Source organism: Streptomyces sp. NPDC003284 (genome assembly GCF_053589675.1).
This window is the reverse complement of the sequence record NZ_JBSFSI010000001.1, coordinates 401,923-416,988: the sequence shown is the minus strand read 5'-3', so window position 1 is coordinate 416,988 and position 15,066 is coordinate 401,923. Positions and strand designations below refer to the sequence as shown.

At 72.2% G+C, this 15,066-nt stretch carries 14 protein-coding genes; 1 reads left to right on the top strand and 13 read right to left on the bottom strand.

Features of this window, described 5'->3' with window-relative positions; all coding sequences use genetic code 11:
• The first annotated feature begins 100 nt into the window (after positions 1-100).
• A complete protein-coding gene (locus tag ACWDYF_RS01845) occupies positions 101-898 on the top strand; it encodes a tyrosine-protein phosphatase (protein WP_389463372.1) in 798 nt (265 codons plus the stop codon).
• Positions 899-928: 30 nt separating this feature from the next.
• Here the strand turns inward: ACWDYF_RS01845 and ACWDYF_RS01840 are convergent, their stop codons facing one another.
• From ACWDYF_RS01840 to hpnC, 13 genes are all read right to left on the bottom strand, one after another.
• On the bottom strand, positions 929-1,048 hold the full coding sequence (locus ACWDYF_RS01840; protein WP_018566809.1) for a DUF6126 family protein: 120 nt from the start codon (positions 1,046-1,048) through the stop codon (positions 929-931).
• Positions 1,045-1,668, bottom strand: coding sequence for a helix-turn-helix domain-containing protein (locus ACWDYF_RS01835; protein WP_381739253.1), 624 nt, complete (start codon positions 1,666-1,668; stop codon positions 1,045-1,047). The genes ACWDYF_RS01840 and ACWDYF_RS01835 overlap by 4 nt, the downstream gene beginning before the upstream one ends.
• Before the next feature lie 86 nt (positions 1,669-1,754).
• Complete coding sequence (locus ACWDYF_RS01830) at positions 1,755-3,137, bottom strand: aspartate aminotransferase family protein (RefSeq protein ID WP_381739255.1); 1,383 nt, start codon at positions 3,135-3,137, stop codon at positions 1,755-1,757.
• Positions 3,134-5,119, bottom strand: coding sequence for a 1-deoxy-D-xylulose-5-phosphate synthase (gene dxs / locus ACWDYF_RS01825; protein WP_389463368.1), 1,986 nt, complete (start codon positions 5,117-5,119; stop codon positions 3,134-3,136). Before dxs ends, ACWDYF_RS01830 begins: the two co-directional genes overlap by 4 nt.
• Positions 5,120-5,149: 30 nt before the next feature.
• The gene (ispG, locus tag ACWDYF_RS01820; RefSeq protein ID WP_381739259.1) at positions 5,150-6,325 is read right to left on the bottom strand and encodes a flavodoxin-dependent (E)-4-hydroxy-3-methylbut-2-enyl-diphosphate synthase; all 1,176 of its coding nucleotides are present in this window, start codon (positions 6,323-6,325) and stop codon (positions 5,150-5,152) included.
• Positions 6,326-6,329: 4 nt separating this feature from the next.
• The gene (gene hpnH, locus ACWDYF_RS01815; RefSeq protein WP_018568734.1) at positions 6,330-7,352 is read right to left on the bottom strand and encodes an adenosyl-hopene transferase HpnH; all 1,023 of its coding nucleotides are present in this window, start codon (positions 7,350-7,352) and stop codon (positions 6,330-6,332) included.
• Between the two features lie 5 nt (positions 7,353-7,357).
• The gene (locus tag ACWDYF_RS01810; RefSeq protein WP_389463365.1) at positions 7,358-8,047 is read right to left on the bottom strand and encodes a 5'-methylthioadenosine/S-adenosylhomocysteine nucleosidase family protein; all 690 of its coding nucleotides are present in this window, start codon (positions 8,045-8,047) and stop codon (positions 7,358-7,360) included.
• On the bottom strand, positions 8,047-10,071 hold the full coding sequence (gene shc / locus ACWDYF_RS01805) for a squalene--hopene cyclase (RefSeq protein ID WP_389463363.1): 2,025 nt from the start codon (positions 10,069-10,071) through the stop codon (positions 8,047-8,049). The genes ACWDYF_RS01810 and shc overlap by 1 nt, the downstream gene beginning before the upstream one ends.
• Before the next feature lie 113 nt (positions 10,072-10,184).
• Positions 10,185-11,327, bottom strand: coding sequence for a polyprenyl synthetase family protein (locus tag ACWDYF_RS01800; protein ID WP_381739264.1), 1,143 nt, complete (start codon positions 11,325-11,327; stop codon positions 10,185-10,187).
• Complete coding sequence (gene hpnE / locus ACWDYF_RS01795; RefSeq protein ID WP_389463360.1) at positions 11,324-12,829, bottom strand: hydroxysqualene dehydroxylase HpnE; 1,506 nt, start codon at positions 12,827-12,829, stop codon at positions 11,324-11,326. The genes ACWDYF_RS01800 and hpnE overlap by 4 nt, the downstream gene beginning before the upstream one ends.
• The gene (locus ACWDYF_RS01790; protein ID WP_381739268.1) at positions 12,826-12,966 is read right to left on the bottom strand and encodes a DUF6380 family protein; all 141 of its coding nucleotides are present in this window, start codon (positions 12,964-12,966) and stop codon (positions 12,826-12,828) included. Before ACWDYF_RS01790 ends, hpnE begins: the two co-directional genes overlap by 4 nt.
• A complete protein-coding gene (hpnD, locus tag ACWDYF_RS01785; RefSeq protein ID WP_018568729.1) occupies positions 12,966-13,916 on the bottom strand; it encodes a presqualene diphosphate synthase HpnD in 951 nt (316 codons plus the stop codon). The genes ACWDYF_RS01790 and hpnD overlap by 1 nt, the downstream gene beginning before the upstream one ends.
• On the bottom strand, positions 13,913-14,809 hold the full coding sequence (hpnC, locus tag ACWDYF_RS01780) for a squalene synthase HpnC (protein ID WP_381739270.1): 897 nt from the start codon (positions 14,807-14,809) through the stop codon (positions 13,913-13,915). Before hpnC ends, hpnD begins: the two co-directional genes overlap by 4 nt.
• Between the last annotated feature and the right edge of the window lie 257 nt (positions 14,810-15,066).

Here is a 15,066-nt window from a genome sequence, read left to right as displayed (position 1 = left end):
GGCGGTACGGCGGCTCTGCCGCCCCGGGAGGGCATGTCGTATCGTCGGGACCGCGCCCGCCGACGAGCCGCGAAGGCGGGCCGGACAGGGAGGAGCCCCCGTGACGCAGCAGGTGCCGTCGACCGAGCCGGAGCTGACCGGAGTCCGCAACTTCCGCGACGTGGGCGGGCTGCCGACCGTGGACGGGCGGCGGGTGCGGCACGGAGTGCTGTTCCGCAGCGGCCACCTGGCGCACGCCACCGAGCAGGACACCGCCTTCCTCGCCTCGCTGGGCCTGCACACCGTCTTCGACTTCCGCAACGCGGCCGACCAGAAGCTCGAAGGGCCGGACGTCGCGCTGCCCGGGGTGCGCAATGTGAACCTGCCGCTGAGCGACCCCGCCGACGGCACCGAGTTCTGGAAGATGGTCCGCGACGGCGACCTGGACCAGTTGCGGGCGATCCTGGACGGCGGCAAGGGCGCGGACCGGATGATCGCCTCCTACCGCACGATGGTCACGGAGCGCACCGCCGAGCACTCCCAGGTGCTGCACGCGCTCGCCGAGGACAGCGTCCCGGCCCTGATGCACTGCGCGGCGGGCAAGGACCGCGCCGGTCTCTCGATCGCCGTGACCCTGCTCGCGCTGGGCGTGGAGCGGGACGCGATCGTCGCGGACTACCTGGAGTCCAACGCCCTGCACCGCCGCTACAAGGTGCGCCGCAGCGGCACCTCGCCCGCGGCCCGCTCCCCCGAGGTGATGGAGCTGCTGAGCCCGCTGTTCGACGCGCGGGCGGAGTATCTGACCGCGGCCCTGGAGACCGCCGAGGAGACCTGGGGCGGGGTCGACGCCTATATGGAGCGGGGGCTCAGGCTCGCGCCGCCGGTCAGGGAGCGGCTGCGCGAGCGCCTGCTGGACTGAGCCCCGGGCCCGCCGCGTGCGGCGCCCGCCTCACTTGGCGCCGATCTCGAAGAGCAGCCAGATGAACGCGGCGAAGAGGTGTCCGACGGCGATGTAGATGATCAGCCGGACCCACAGGGCGCGCGGGAACTTCTCCTCCATGTCGCTCATGGCATCTCTCCGGTGTGGGGGCCCAGGCACAGCGCGGCCGTGGGACTTTGCAGCAGGGTGTGGACGAAGAGCAGGTCGAGCCCGTCGGGGTCCTCGGCCGCGATGCGGTGCGGGGTCAGCGAGTCGAAGTGCGCGCTGTCGCCGGGGGCGAGCAGGTGGGTGCTGTCGCCCAGGCGCAGCCGCAGCCGGCCCTTGAGGACGTACAGCCACTCCTCGCCGGGGTGCACACGTACGATGTCGCCCTGGGAGCCGTGCGGCACACGGACCCGCAGGGCCTGCATGCCGCGCCCGGGAGAGCCCGCCTGCCAGTAGGTCCAGCCGCCGGCGGGGGTGGGCTCCATGTCCCCGGAGCGCACGACGGCGTCCCGGTCGGCGGCGCTCTCGCCGAGCAGTTCGGAGACGGTCGTACCGTAGACGCGGGCGAGCGACAGGAGCATCGGCAGTGAGGGCTGGCGCTGCCCGGTCTCCAGCCGGGAGAGATGGGCGGGCGACAGCCCGGCGGCACGGGCGGCGACCTCCAGGGTGAGGGAGGCCCGGCGGCGCAGCGCGCGCAGTTGGGGCGCCACGGCGGGCAGGGTCTCGGCCTGCCCCTCCGGTGGCCCGGACTCGGGGGTGGTCATGCCTCCATTCAGCCGCAGGATTGCCCCTGGGGCAAATTTCTTGCCTCAGGGGCAAAAGCCGGCTGCCACGGCGTGCTCCGTGGCGGCTACCGGTTGGCGACCGCCTGCTTGACCAGCGTCTTTCCGAAGTCCCACATCAGGCCGCCGCCGTGCGCGTCGTCCATCACCGCCGTGAAGGCGTCCACGAACCGGTCCACGTCCGCCTCGTCGATCACCAGCGGCGGGATCAGCTTGATCACCTCCAGGTGGTCGCCGGAGACCTGGGTGAGGATCCGGTGGCGCTGGAGCAGCGGGACGACCACCATCTGCGCGAACAGGCCCTTGCGGGCCGCCTGGAGCATGGTCCAGCGCCCGCGCAGCTTCAGCGACTTCGGCCGGCCGAACTCGATGCCGATCATCAGGCCCCGGCCGCGTACGTCGGCGAGCAGCTCGTACTTGTCGGTGAGCGCCGCCAGCCGGGACTTCAGCAGGTCGCCCACGGTCCGCACGTGGGCGACGGTCTGCTCGTTCTCCATGACCGACAGCACCGCGAGACCCGCCGCCATGGCCTGCGCGTTGGAGCCGAAGCTCGCCGAGTGCACCAGCACCCGGTCGATCGAGGAGTAGACCTTCTTGAAGATCCAGTCCTTTCCGAGGGTCGCGCTCACCGGCACATAGCCGCCGGAGAGGGCCTTGGCCACGCAGACCAGGTCCGGTTCGACACCGGCCTCGTGCTGGTAGGCGTAGAAGTCGCCGGTGCGGCCGAGGCCGGTCTGCACCTCGTCGGCGATGAGCAGGGCCTTGTGCCGGTGCAGCAGCTCCTGCGCGGCCCGCAGATAGCCCGGCGGGGTCTCGTGCACGCCCTTGCCCTGGACGGGCTCCACGATCAGGGCGGCCACGTCGCCCTTCTTCAGTTCGCGGGCGAGCGCGTCGAGGTCGCCGAGCGGGACGGCGGTGTCGGGCAGCAGCGGGGCGAAGCCGTCGCGGAAGCCCTCCTCGCCGTTCACGGAGAGCGAGCCGGTGGTCAGGCCGTGGAAGGAGTGCTCGCAGTAGAGGACGCGCTGTCTGCCGGTGGCGCGGCGGGCGAACTTGAGCGCGGTCTCGACCGCCTCGGTGCCGCTGTTGCCGAAGAACACCCGGTCCAGGTGCGGGCTGTGGGCGAGCAGCCGCTCCGCCAGCAGGCCGGGCAGCGGCTGGCAGTCGAAGCGGGTGAGGTCGGCGAGGCCGGCGTCCAGCACGTCGTGCAGGGCCTTGCGGACGACCGGGTGGTGCCGGCCCAGGCCCATCACGCCGAACCCGGCGAGCATGTCCAGGTAGTCGTTGCCGTCGGCGTCCCAGAAGTGGGCGCCCTCGGCCCGTTCGTAGACCTTGTCGAAACCGATGGTGTGCAGCATGCGCGGCAGCTGGTGGTTCAGGTGCTTGCTGTGCAGCTCGTAGCGCTCGGCGCCGCGCTCGGCCAGCAGGGCGCCGAGGTCGAACTCCGTGGTCATTCAGTTTTCTCCTTGACTGCCATGACGGCCCCGGCCGGACCGGCGGCCTCGCCGGCCGCGGCGGGCTGCTGCGCGGGGACGGTCCCGGTCCGCTCCGGCCGGGGCCCGCCGCCGTCCCGGGCGGCCAGGCTCGCGCCGATCCGGCCGGCGACCTCCACCGGGGTCAGCCCGATGTCGGCCAGCACCTCACCGCGTTTGGCGTGGGCGAGGAACTGCTCCGGGACACCGAACCGCCGCACCGGTACGTCCACTTCGGCGTCGCCCAGGGCCAGGGCCACCGCGGAGCCGACCCCGGCGGCGCGGCTGTTGTCCTCGACCACGGCGACCAGCCGGTGCGCGGCGGCCAGCTCCGGCAGCGCCGGGTCGACGGGTTTGACCCAGCGGGGATCGACGACCGTGCAGCCGATGCCGCGCGCCTGGAGCAGCCCGGCGGCCTGGAGACACACCGGCGCCATCACGCCGACGGCCACCAGCAGCACCTCGGGCCGCTCCGCCCGGTGCAGGACGTCCATGCCGCCCACCCGGTCGACCGCCGGGATGTCCGGGCCCACGGACTCCTTGGGGAAGCGCACCAGTGTCGGCGCGTCGTCCACCGCGACGGCCTCGCGCAACTGGGCGCGCAACTGCCCGGCGTCGCGCGGCGCGGCGATCCTGAGGCCGGGCACGACCTGGAGGATCGACATGTCCCACATGCCGTTGTGGGAGGCGCCGTCCACACCGGTGACCCCGGCCCGGTCCAGGACGAAGGTGACCCCGCACCGGTGCAGCGCCACGTCCATCAGCACCTGGTCGAAGGCGCGGTTGAGGAAGGTGGCGTAGACGGCGACGACCGGGTGCAGCCCGCCGGTGGCCAGGCCCGCCGCAGAGACCGCCGCGTGCTGCTCGGCGATGCCGACGTCCCAGACCCGGTCCGGGAACCGCTCGGCGAACGCGCCGAGGCCCACCGGGTGCAGCATGGCCGCCGTGACGGCCACGACGTCCGCGCGCTCCTCGCCGATCCGGACGATCTCCTCGCCGAACACCGAGGTCCAGGACGGGCCGCCGGACGGGGCGAGGGGCGCGCAGGTGAGCGGGTCCATCGCGCCGACCGTGTGGAAGTGGTCCGCCTGGTCGGCCAGGGCGGGTTCGTAGCCGCGGCCCTTCTCGGTGAGGCAGTGCACGAGCACCGGCCCGCCGAAGCGCTTGGCGCGGCGCAGCGCCGACTCCAGGGCGCGCACGTCGTGACCGTCGATCGGGCCGAGGTACTTCAGGCCCAGGTCCTCGAACATGCCCTGCGGCGCGAAGGCGTCCTTGAAGCCCTTCTTCGCGCCGTGCAGCGACTCGTAGAGGGTGCCGCCGACGACGGGGGTGCGCTGGAGCAGCTCCTTGCCCCAGGCGAGGAACTTCTCGTAGCCGTCGGTGGTGCGCAGGGTGGCCAGGTGGTTGGCGAGGCCGCCGATGGTGGGCGCGTAGGAGCGCTCGTTGTCGTTGACGACGATGATCAGCGGCCGGTCGCGGGCGGCGGCGATGTTGTTCAGCGCCTCCCAGGCCATGCCGCCGGTGAGCGCGCCGTCCCCGATGACGGCGACGACATGCCCCTTCTCCCCTTGCACGTCCCGGGCTTTGGCGAGGCCGTCGGCCCAGCCGAGCGCGGTCGAGGCGTGGCTGTTCTCGATGATGTCGTGCTCGGACTCCTCGCGGGAGGGGTAGCCGGACAGGCCGCCCTTGCCGCGCAGCTTGGAGAAGTCCTGACGGCCCGTCAGCAGCTTGTGCACATAGCTCTGGTGGCCGGTGTCCCACAGGATCCGGTCGGCCGGCGACTCGAAGACCCGGTGCAGTGCGACGGTGAGTTCCACCACCCCCAGGTTGGGCCCGAGGTGACCGCCGGTCCTGGCGACCGCGTGCACCAGGAAGTCGCGTATCTCACCGGACAGTTCGCCGAGTTCCGCCTCGGACAGCGCCTTCAGGTCGCGTGGTCCCCGGATCGTCTCCAGAATGGTCACGCTGGGCCCCCTCTCGGTCCGTGCCGTACGTCAACTCACCGTCACCGTGGGTGTTCCGGTGGCGGCGGGAGCGTCTGCCGCGACGCCGTCCGCCTCCATCTGCTCGGCCAGCTTCATGGCCTCCTCGATCAGGGTCTCCACGATCTTCGACTCGGGCACCGTCTTGATCACCTCACCCTTCACGAAGATCTGCCCCTTCCCATTGCCCGACGCCACACCCAGATCAGCCTCACGCGCCTCACCCGGACCATTGACGACACAGCCCATCACCGCGACCCGCAACGGCACCTCCATGCCCGTCAGACCCGCCGTGACCTCCTCCGCCAGCTTGTACACATCCACCTGCGCCCGCCCGCACGACGGACACGACACGATCTCCAGACCCCGCTGCCGCAGATTCAGCGACTCCAGGATCTGGATACCCACCTTCACCTCCTCCACCGGAGGCGCCGACAACGACACCCGGATCGTGTCCCCGATCCCCTGCGACAGCAGCGCACCGAACGCCACCGCCGACTTGACCGTCCCCTGGAACGCCGGACCCGCCTCCGTCACACCGAGGTGCAGCGGATAGTCGCACTGCTGCGCCAGCTGCCGGTACGCCTCGATCATCACGACCGGATCGTTGTGCTTCACCGAGATCTTGATGTCCCGGAAACCATGCTCCTCGAACAGCGACGCCTCCCACAGCGCCGACTCCACCAGCGCCTCCGGCGTCGCCTTCCCGTACTTCTGCAACAACCGCCGGTCCAGCGACCCCGCGTTCACCCCGATCCGGACCGGGGTGCCATGATCCTTCGCCGCCCGCGCGATCTCCCGCACCTGATCGTCGAACTTCTTGATGTTCCCCGGATTCACCCGCACCGCCGCACACCCCGCCTCGATCGCGGCGAACACATACTTCGGCTGGAAATGAATGTCCGCGATCACCGGGATCTGCGACTTCCGCGCGATCACCGCCAGCGCATCCGCGTCATCCTGCGTCGGACACGCCACCCGCACGATCTGGCACCCCGACGCCGTCAACTCCGCGATCTGCTGCAACGTCGCACCGATGTCCGACGTACGCGTCGTCGTCATCGACTGCACCGACACCGGGGCCCCGCCCCCGACGGCCACCGGCCCGACCTGGATCTGCCGCGACACACGCCGCGCGGCGACCGGCCGGGCCGGTACCTCGGGAACGCCCAAGGAAACGGCCGTCACGGCGTCAGTTCCGGTTTCCCGAGACGGTCTCGCGCATGGCGCGCAGGGACTCCTTGAGGGAACCCATGGTGGCGAGGACGGCGGTGGGCTCGTAGCCGCAGTGCGCCATGCAGTTGGCGCAGCGCGGGTCCTTGCCGCGGCCGTACTTGTCCCAGTCGGTCTTCTCGACGAGTTCGCGGTACGTCGGGACGTAGCCGTCGCTCATCAGGTAGCAGGGGCGCTGCCAGCCGAAGAGCGAGTAGTTCGGGATCGCCCAGGCGGTGCACGGGAAGTCGACCTTGCCCTCCAGGAAGTCCAGGAAGAGCGGGGAGTGGTTGAGCCGCCAGCGCAGCCGGTTGCCGCCCGAGAACGCCTTCTTGAACAGCTCGCGGGTCTGCTCGACGCCCAGGAAGTGCTCCTGGTCGGGGGCCTTCTCGTAGGCGTAGGCGGGCGAGATCATCATCTCGTCGACCTTGAGGTCGTCGTTGAGGAAGTTGAGCACCTCGATGATGGTCTGCGGGGTGTCGGTGTTGAAGAAGGTGGAGTTGGTGGTTACCCGGAAGCCGCGTCGCTTGGCCTCCTTGATGGCGGCCACGGCCTCGTCGAACACCCCCTCCTTCGCCACCGACTCGTCGTGCCGTTCGCGCAGACCGTCGATGTGCACGGCGAAGGCGAAGTAGGGCGACGGGGTGAACTTGTCCATCTTCTTGCGCAGCAGCATGGCGTTGGTGCACAGGAAGACGTACTTGCGCTTGGCCACCAACTGGCGGACGATCTCGTCGATCTGAGGGTGCATCAGCGGCTCACCGCCGGCAATGGACACCATCGGCGCACCGGACTCCAGCACCGCGCCCACGGCCTGGGCCACGGGCATGCGCTGCTTGAGCACCCCGGCGGGGTGCTGGATCTTGCCGCAGCCCTCGCACTTCAGGTTGCAGGCGAAGAGCGGTTCCAGCTCCACGATCAGCGGGAACTTGTCCCGCTTGCGGAGCTTCTGTTCGGCCAGATATGTAGCGACCTTGATGGACTGGCGCAGCGGCATGGCCATCTGGCTCACCTCCTGGGGAGCAGCACATTACGGTGCCATTCGAAGAAAGTAGGGAGGACGGCACGGAGAACGCGGAAGGCTGATATTCCACCGCGCACCGTGCCGATGCGTACGAGTTCGTGTTCCGGAGCGTCCACGACCACCCGGACGGCCGCAACCGGGCGCTCACCGGCGCGGACGGCGCCGAGCAGCGTGGCCGCCGACTCCATGTCGACCGCGATGGCACCGGTGGCCAGCAGATCGGACCGCTCGGGACCGCGGACGACGTGGTCGGACCCGGTGACGGGCCCGGTGTGCACCCTGCGGCCGGGCAGGGTGCGGGCGAGTTCCTTGACGAGCAGTTCGGTGCCGACGCAGGCGACGGTGCCGCGCGGGTCCCGGGTCTCCTCGGCGACGACCAGGTCGCCGGGGTGCATGCCCGGGGCGAGCCCGGCGCAGAAGCCGGTGGCCAGCACGGCGGACCGGGCCCACGCCGGTTCGGCCAGGGCCCGGGTGACGGAGCGTTCCGCCGCCCGGGGTCCCATGCCGGTGCGCAGGACGGTGACCGGCCCGGCGCCGGAGCGCCGGTCCGTGCCGTCCGCGGTGCGCCGCCGGCCCGCCCGCCGGGCGCCGCGGTCACCGCTGCGCAGGGCGAGGTGCTCGATGCCGAGCGCACAGGCGATCAGCAGCGGGTCCGGGGCGGGCCGGGTGCTCATCAGCTCCCCTGCGCCTCGGCGCGGGGCCGCTCGGCCCGTGCCCGGTCGGCGAAGGGTTCACCGTGCACGTACCGGCCGAGCGCGGTGAGCGGGAAGACCTGCCGGTAGAGGTGGTAGTTGATGGAGAAGTCCCAGGGGAAGCCGGTTCCGGTGAAGTACGGCTCGTCCCAGGAGCCGTCCTCCCGCTGGGTGTCGGCGAGCCAGCGCACGCCGCGCTCCACCGCCTTGGAGTCCCGCTCGCCGGCCGCGAGCAGCGCCATCAGCGCCCACGCGGTCTGCGAGGCGGTCGAGGCGCCCTTGCCGCTCCACTCCTTGGAGTCGTGGTAGGAGCGCAGGTCCTCGCCCCAGCCGCCGTCGTCGTTCTGCACCCGCTCCAGCCAGGCCACCGCGCGGCGGATCGCCGGGTGGGAGCCGGGCAGTCCGGCCGCGGTCAGGGCGGGCACCACGGAGCCGGTGCCGTAGACGTAGTTGACGCCCCAGCGGCCGAACCAGGAGCCGTCCGGCTCCTGTTCGTCCAGCAGCCAGCGGATGCCGCGCCGGGTGCGCGGGTCGTGGGCCAGGCCCTCGACGGCCAGCATCTCCACGACGTGCGCGGTCACATCGGCCGACGGCGGGTCGATGACCTCGCCGAAGTCGCAGAACGGCAGCCGGTTGGGGAAGGGGCTGGTGTTGTCGACGTCGAACGCGCCCCAGGCGCCGTTCTTCGACTGCATGCCGAGGTTCCAGCGCACCCCGCGGCCGATGGCCTTGTCGACGCGCTCCGGGTCGTGGTGGCGGACCCGGCGCAGGGCCAGGACCACCTCGGCGGTGTCGTCGATGTCCGGGTAGTTGTCGTTGTGGAACTCGAACGCCCAGCCGCCCGGGGGCAGTCCGGGCCGGCGCACCGACCAGTCTCCGGGGCGCACGATCTGTTCGCCGAGCATCCAGTCGGCGGCCTTGACCAGTTGCGGATGGTCGGCGGGCAGTCCGGCGTCGGCGAGCGCGATGGTGGCCAGACAGGTGTCCCAGACCGGGGACTGGCAGGCCTCGATCATCCGGGCGCCGTCCTCGCGCCAGACCGTGAAGCGGTCCAGCGACTCCAGACCGGCCCGCATCACGGGGTGGTTGAGGTCGTAGCCCATCAGGTGCAGGGCGATGACCGAGTACACGGCGGGCGGCTGGATACCGCCCCAGCAGCCGTCGTTCTCCTGCCGTTCGATGATCCAGCGGACGGCGGAGTTCATCGCGGCCCGGCGCAGCCGCTTCGGCGCCACCTTGCGGAACATCTGAAGGCCCAGGTCCAGGCGCTGGAAGACGCCGTCCCAGCTCGCCGCGGGGGCGAGCGGCCGGGGCGGGTTGGGCCGCAGCGGATCGGTGTGCAGCTCGTCCAGCGGGAACGGCGCGGGGCGCACCGGGCGCTTGGCCGAGACGACGGTGAGCGGCACGATGGTCTGCCGGGCCCAGCAGCCGAAGTCGTAGATGTTGAGCGGCATCCAGTCGGGGAAGTAGATCAGCTCCGGAGGCATCTCCGGCAGGTCCTCCCACTTCCACCAGCCGAACAGGGCGAGCCAGATCCGGGTGAACACCCGGGCGGCGGCGATGCCGCCCCGCTCGCGGATCCAGGCGGAGGCCCTCGCCATGTGCGGGGCGTCGGGCGCGTCGCCGGCCAGCCGGAGGGCGACGTAGGCCTCGATGGTGGTGGACAGCTCCCCCGGGCCGCCGTGGAAGGTGGCCCAGGTGCCGTCCGCGCGCTGCTCGCCGCGGATGAAGAGCGCGGCGGCGCGGGTGGTCGCCTCGTCGGCGATCCCCAGGAACTGGCGCAGGAGCAGGTCCTCGGCGTCCATCGTGACGTTGGTCTCGAGGTCGCCCTTCCACCAGCCCTCGGCGTCCTGCTGCGCGAGCAGGAAGTCGGTGGCACGCCGGGTGGCGTGTGCGGCGGCTTCTTGTACCCCGGCCGTCACGGGGGTGGTGAGTACGGTTTCGCTGGCCGCGGCAGCGCGGGACGGCAGTGTGGCCCCGGTGCTTCCGTCGGTCGTCGCTGTCATGGCTTCCCCTTCGTGCAGTCGTGCAAGTCGTGCTGCTGTGGGTCCGCCGTCGGCCGGTGCCTGAAACCTTTCGGCACCGGCCGGCGACTACGCGAGGGTGGGTGCGATAGTGATCATCTCTTTCGTACGACGACGAAGTCGGCGAGCGCCGCGAACGCGGACCTGACCTGGTCGGGCATGTTCACGGAGTCGAGGGCTTCGATGGCGATGGTGTGCTGACGGCGTGCCTCCTGGGCGGTCCACTCGCGGCCGCCCGCCTCCTCGATCAGGGCGGCGCGGGCCGCGAACTCCTCCTCGGAGAAGTTCTCGAAGTCGCTGCTCTTGGCGTCGGCGGCGAGGATCTCGCCGAGCCGCTCGGAGGCGTCTCCGCCCGCCGCGAGGGCGGCCACCACCGGCAGGGACTTCTTGCGCTGGCGCAGATCGCTCCAGGTCTGCTTGCCGGTGGACTCCGGGTCGCCCCAGATGCCGAGGAGGTCGTCGACGGCCTGGAACGCCAGGCCGAGGTGGTAGCCGTACTTCTCCAGGGTGTCGGCGGTCGCGTCGTCGGCGCCGCCGAGCACCGCCCCGATGGAGCTGGCGCAGGCGAGCAGGGCGCCGGTCTTGTTGCCCTCCATCTCCAGGCACTCCTCGACGCTCACCCGGTCGCGGTGCTCGTAGGAGATGTCCTGGGCCTGGCCGTCGATCAGGGCGCGGGTGGCCGCGGTGAGGCGGCGGGCGGCGCGGCCCGCCTCGACGGTGCCCAGCTCCAGCAGGACTTCGTTCGCCAGGGCGAACAGGGCGTCGCCGACCAGGATGGCCTGGGCGGGGCCGTGCACCTTCCAGACGGTGTCGCGGTGGCGGCGCTGCTCGTCGCCGTCCATGAGGTCGTCGTGCAGCAGGGAGAAGTTGTGGACGAGCTCGACGGCGACCGCGCCGGGCACCCCGGCCTCGGGGGCGGCGCCGGTGACCTCGGCGGAGAGCACCGCGAGGGCGGGGCGCACGGCCTTGCCGCCGTCGCCGTGGGCCGGGTTGCCGGCGGCGTCGATCCAGCCGAAGTGGTAGGCGGCGACGGTGTCCATGGGAGGGGCCAGGCGGTCGACGGCCTCCCGCAGGACCGGGGTCGCCAGGGTCCGGCCGCGCTCCAGGAGCGCGGTCACGTCCACCGCGGTCTGCCGAGCGGCCGGCGAGGCCGGGGGCACAGTGGGCACAGTCTCTCCTATTGTCACAGTGCCGGCGGCGCCGGCAGTACCGGCCGCGGGCTGCTGGTCGACCTTCACCGGATCCCCCCTCGCTGGGCGGCGCCGGTCTCTCCCGGTTGTCGGCCGGGGCCCCGGGGGGTGTCCCCGGGGACAGTGCGGTGGGCCGTCTCCTTCATGGTGAACAGACGGCTGGGGCGGGGCCGGCCCAGGGCGCGCAGCGCGGCGTCCGCCGCGCCGACACCGCTGCGGACCGCGCTCTCCATGGTCGCGGGCCAGCCGGTGGCGGTCCACGCGCCGGCCAGATACAGGCCGGGTGCCTTGGTGCGGGCGCCGGGACGCAGCCGTCCGACGCCCGGGGTGGGGGCGAACGTGGCCGTGCGCTCGCGGGTGACGAAGAAGTCCTTCACCTCGGCGCCGCGCGACCGCGGCAGCAGCCGGCGCAGCTCGGGCAGGTAGCGCTCGCGCAGCTCGGCCACGGGGGCGTCGATCTCGTCCTGCGCCACCGACTGGGACAGCGCCAGGTACTGGCCGTGCTTCAGGCCGGAGGCGTCGGTGCGGTCGAAGACCCACTGCACGGGGGTGCCGAGGGCGGCGACGAAGGGCCGGCCGAGGACCTTGCGGTCGTAGACGACGTGGACGTTGAGGATGGGGGCGGTGCCGATGTCGAGGAGCCGTTCGGGGGCGTCCAGGGCGCCCGGCGGCAGCAGCTCGTACGCCTCGCGCTGGGGTACGGCGAGGACGACCGTGTCGGCGTCCAGGGTCTCGCCGGGAACCTGGACGCTCCAGCGGCCGTTCTCGTGGGGGGAGACGGAGGTGACGCGTGTACGGACCTCGGTACGGACGCCCGCGGAGTCGAGCGCCCTGCGGGCCAGGCGGTCGTGCAGTTCGCCCAGCGGGACGCGGGCCCAGCCGATGTCGGCCGCGCCCGGGTCGGACAGCAGACCGGTCTTGAACACCATCGCGGCCAGCCCCAGTGAGGCGTCGGAGGCGACCGCGTTGAGGGTGGCGACCCCCACGAGGTCCCACAGTGCCTCGACGGCGCGGGGCGACTGGCCGTGCGCGGCCAGCCAGCTGCCGAAGTCCTGGGCGTCCAGCGCGGGATCGGTGGGGTCCAGTGCCTTGAGGGCGAGCGCGGCGCGGCCGACCCTGGCGCGCTCGGCGAGCGAGAGGTGCGGATAGGTGGCCAGGCTGCGCCCGAGGTGCAGGGGTACGGGCAGCGCGTCGCGGCGGAGTCTGCCGAGCCGGCGCCCCTCGGGTCTGGCGGCGTCCAGGACGGGCACGTCGAGCCGGTTCTGGAGCGGGGCGAGCGCGGCGCCCTCGATCCGGTCGAGGAACCAGCGGTAGGCGGTGCAGCAGCGCAGGTAGACGTGCTGGCCGTTGTCGACGGTGAGGTCGCCGCGCCGGAAGGAGAAGGCGAGGCCGCCCAGGCGGGGTCTGCTCTCCAGCAGTGTCACGCGTACTCCGGCGTCGGCGAGGGCGAGCGCGGAGGTCAGGCCGGCGAGGCCGCCGCCGACGACGACGGCGTGCCGTCCGGGCGCCGCCGCCGTCCGGTCGCCGTCCGGTCGCGTCCCGTCGGTCATCGTGCGCCCTCCCCTGTACGTCCGCCGCGGTGGGCGCGTGCTCCCCGGCCGGCCGTCGCCGTCAGTGACGCCGTCGGGGACGCGAAGGTTGCCCGTCGGCGCGGGCCCGCGTGCCGCCCTGTGGTCGAGGTGCCCATCAGGCACGCCTCCTGACGGTCTGCCGGGTGACGTGCCGGGTGTCCAGGCCGGACAGTCCGCGCACGGCGACGTACGCCTTCTCGCGGCCGGGCAGGGAGACCCGGCCGCGCAGCACGGCCTCGGGCTCGCGGGCGATGCGGTCGAGCAGCCGGCGGTAGATCCCGGCCATGGCGGCGACACAGGCACCGCTGCGCCGGTCCAGCATGGGCAGCAGTTGGTAGCCCTCGGCGAACAGGGCGCGGGCGCGCCGTACTTCGAAGTGGACCAGGCCCGCGAAGTCGGAGCCCTCCGGCGGGGTGGAGCCGCGGAAACCGGCCGAGCAGCCGAACTTGGCCAGGTCGTCGGCGGGCAGGTAGGTGCGGCCGCCCTCGGCGTCCTCGCGGACGTCGCGGAGGATGTTGGTCAGTTGCAGCGCCAGACCCAGCGTGTCGGCGTACTCGGGGGCGCGCTCGGCGCCGCGCGCGCCGGGCTCGGTGCCGAACACGCCGAGCGAGAGCCGTCCGATGGCCCCGGCCACGCACCGGCAGTAGACCTTCAGGTCGTCCCAGGTCTCGTACGTCTCGCCGCGCACGTCGGCGAGGACGCCGTCGATGAGTTCGTCCAGGCCGCCCAGCGGGATCGGGAAGGTGCGGGCGGCGTGGGCGAGCGCCACGGCGACGGGGTCGGTGTCGTCGTCCTCGACGCCGCCCTCGCGGATCCGGTCCAGCAGGGCCCTGGTGTCCTGTAGCCGCACGGCCTTGACATCGGCCGCCAGCGCGCCGTCGCCGATGTCGTCGACCCGCCGTGAGAACGCGTACAGCGCCGACATCGCGCGGCGCTTGGGCGCCGGCAGGAGTCTGATGCCGTAGGCGAAGTTACGGGCCTGCTGTCCGGTGACGGCCTCGCAGTAGCTGTAGGCGGCGAGTACCGGTGCGGACGCGTGCTGTTCCGACTCCACGGACCGGATCACCCCTCTCCTCGCAGAGTCACGCCCACCTCGCGCAGCAACTGGACCTTGCCGGGCTTGGGCGGGCCGGGTAGTACGTCGTATTCGGCGGCGGCGATCGCGCGGACCGCCGCCCTCCCTCCCGCCACGAACCCCGCGAGCAGCAGCCTGAGCCTGCCGTGGACGCTACCCACCAGGGGGGCGCCTTCATTCAGGAGTTCACGGGCGCGTTCGGCTTCGTACGCGACCAGCGCGCGCACCGATGCGCCCGCGGTGGGTGCGGCGAGGTCCGCCTCCTGGACGTGGAAGCGCTTCATGTCCGAGGCGGGCAGGTAGATGCGGTCGCGGGCGAGGTCCTCGGCGACGTCCTGGAGGTGCTCGACGATCTGGAGGGCGGTGCAGATCGCGTCGGAGCGGCGGATCCGCTCGGGGGTGGAGGTGCCGGTGACGGCGAGGACGAGGCGGCCCACGGGGTTGGCGGACAGCTCGCAGTAGGCGAGCAGGTCGTCGTAGGTCTCGTACCGGGCGACGAGCTGGTCCTGACGGTTGGCGGCGATCAGGCCGAGGAAGGGCTCGGGGGTCAGCCCGCGGCGGCGGACCGTGTGCTGGAGGCGGCGCAGCAGGGGGTGGCCCGGGGTGCCGTCGAAGACCCGGCGCAGATCGGCCTCGAAGGCGTCGAGCAGGGCGAGGCGGTCCTCGGCCTGCTCGGGCGTCGCGCCGAGCAGCCGGGCGTCGGCGCCGCCGGGGGCGAGGTCGCCGTCGCCGATGTCGTCGACCAGGCGGGCGAAGCCGTAGACGGCCATGAGGTCGGTGCGCCAGGCGCGGGGCAGGAAGAACGGGGCCACGGGGAAGTTCTCGCCCGCGGCCTTGTCGAGGGTGGCGCGTTCCGGATCGGGCGCCCCATTCCTCCGCGTCATCGTCCGCTGCCCGGCGCGGGGACGGCACACGCTCCGTTGAGCAGGGGAGTTTCCGTAGCCATTGCCGTCACATCTCCCGTTCTACACTGCCGACCCAAGACACACTATTTCGGACACGCCGCCCGGCCCTTCGCGGGAGCGGCCCGGCGGAGGGTGTCGCGCATTATCTCCCCACTTGCCGCTTTCCGGGACCGGTACAGCTTACGTTGTACAACGCCGGGGGTCGCAGGGGGGGTGTCCCGCAGATCACAACAACA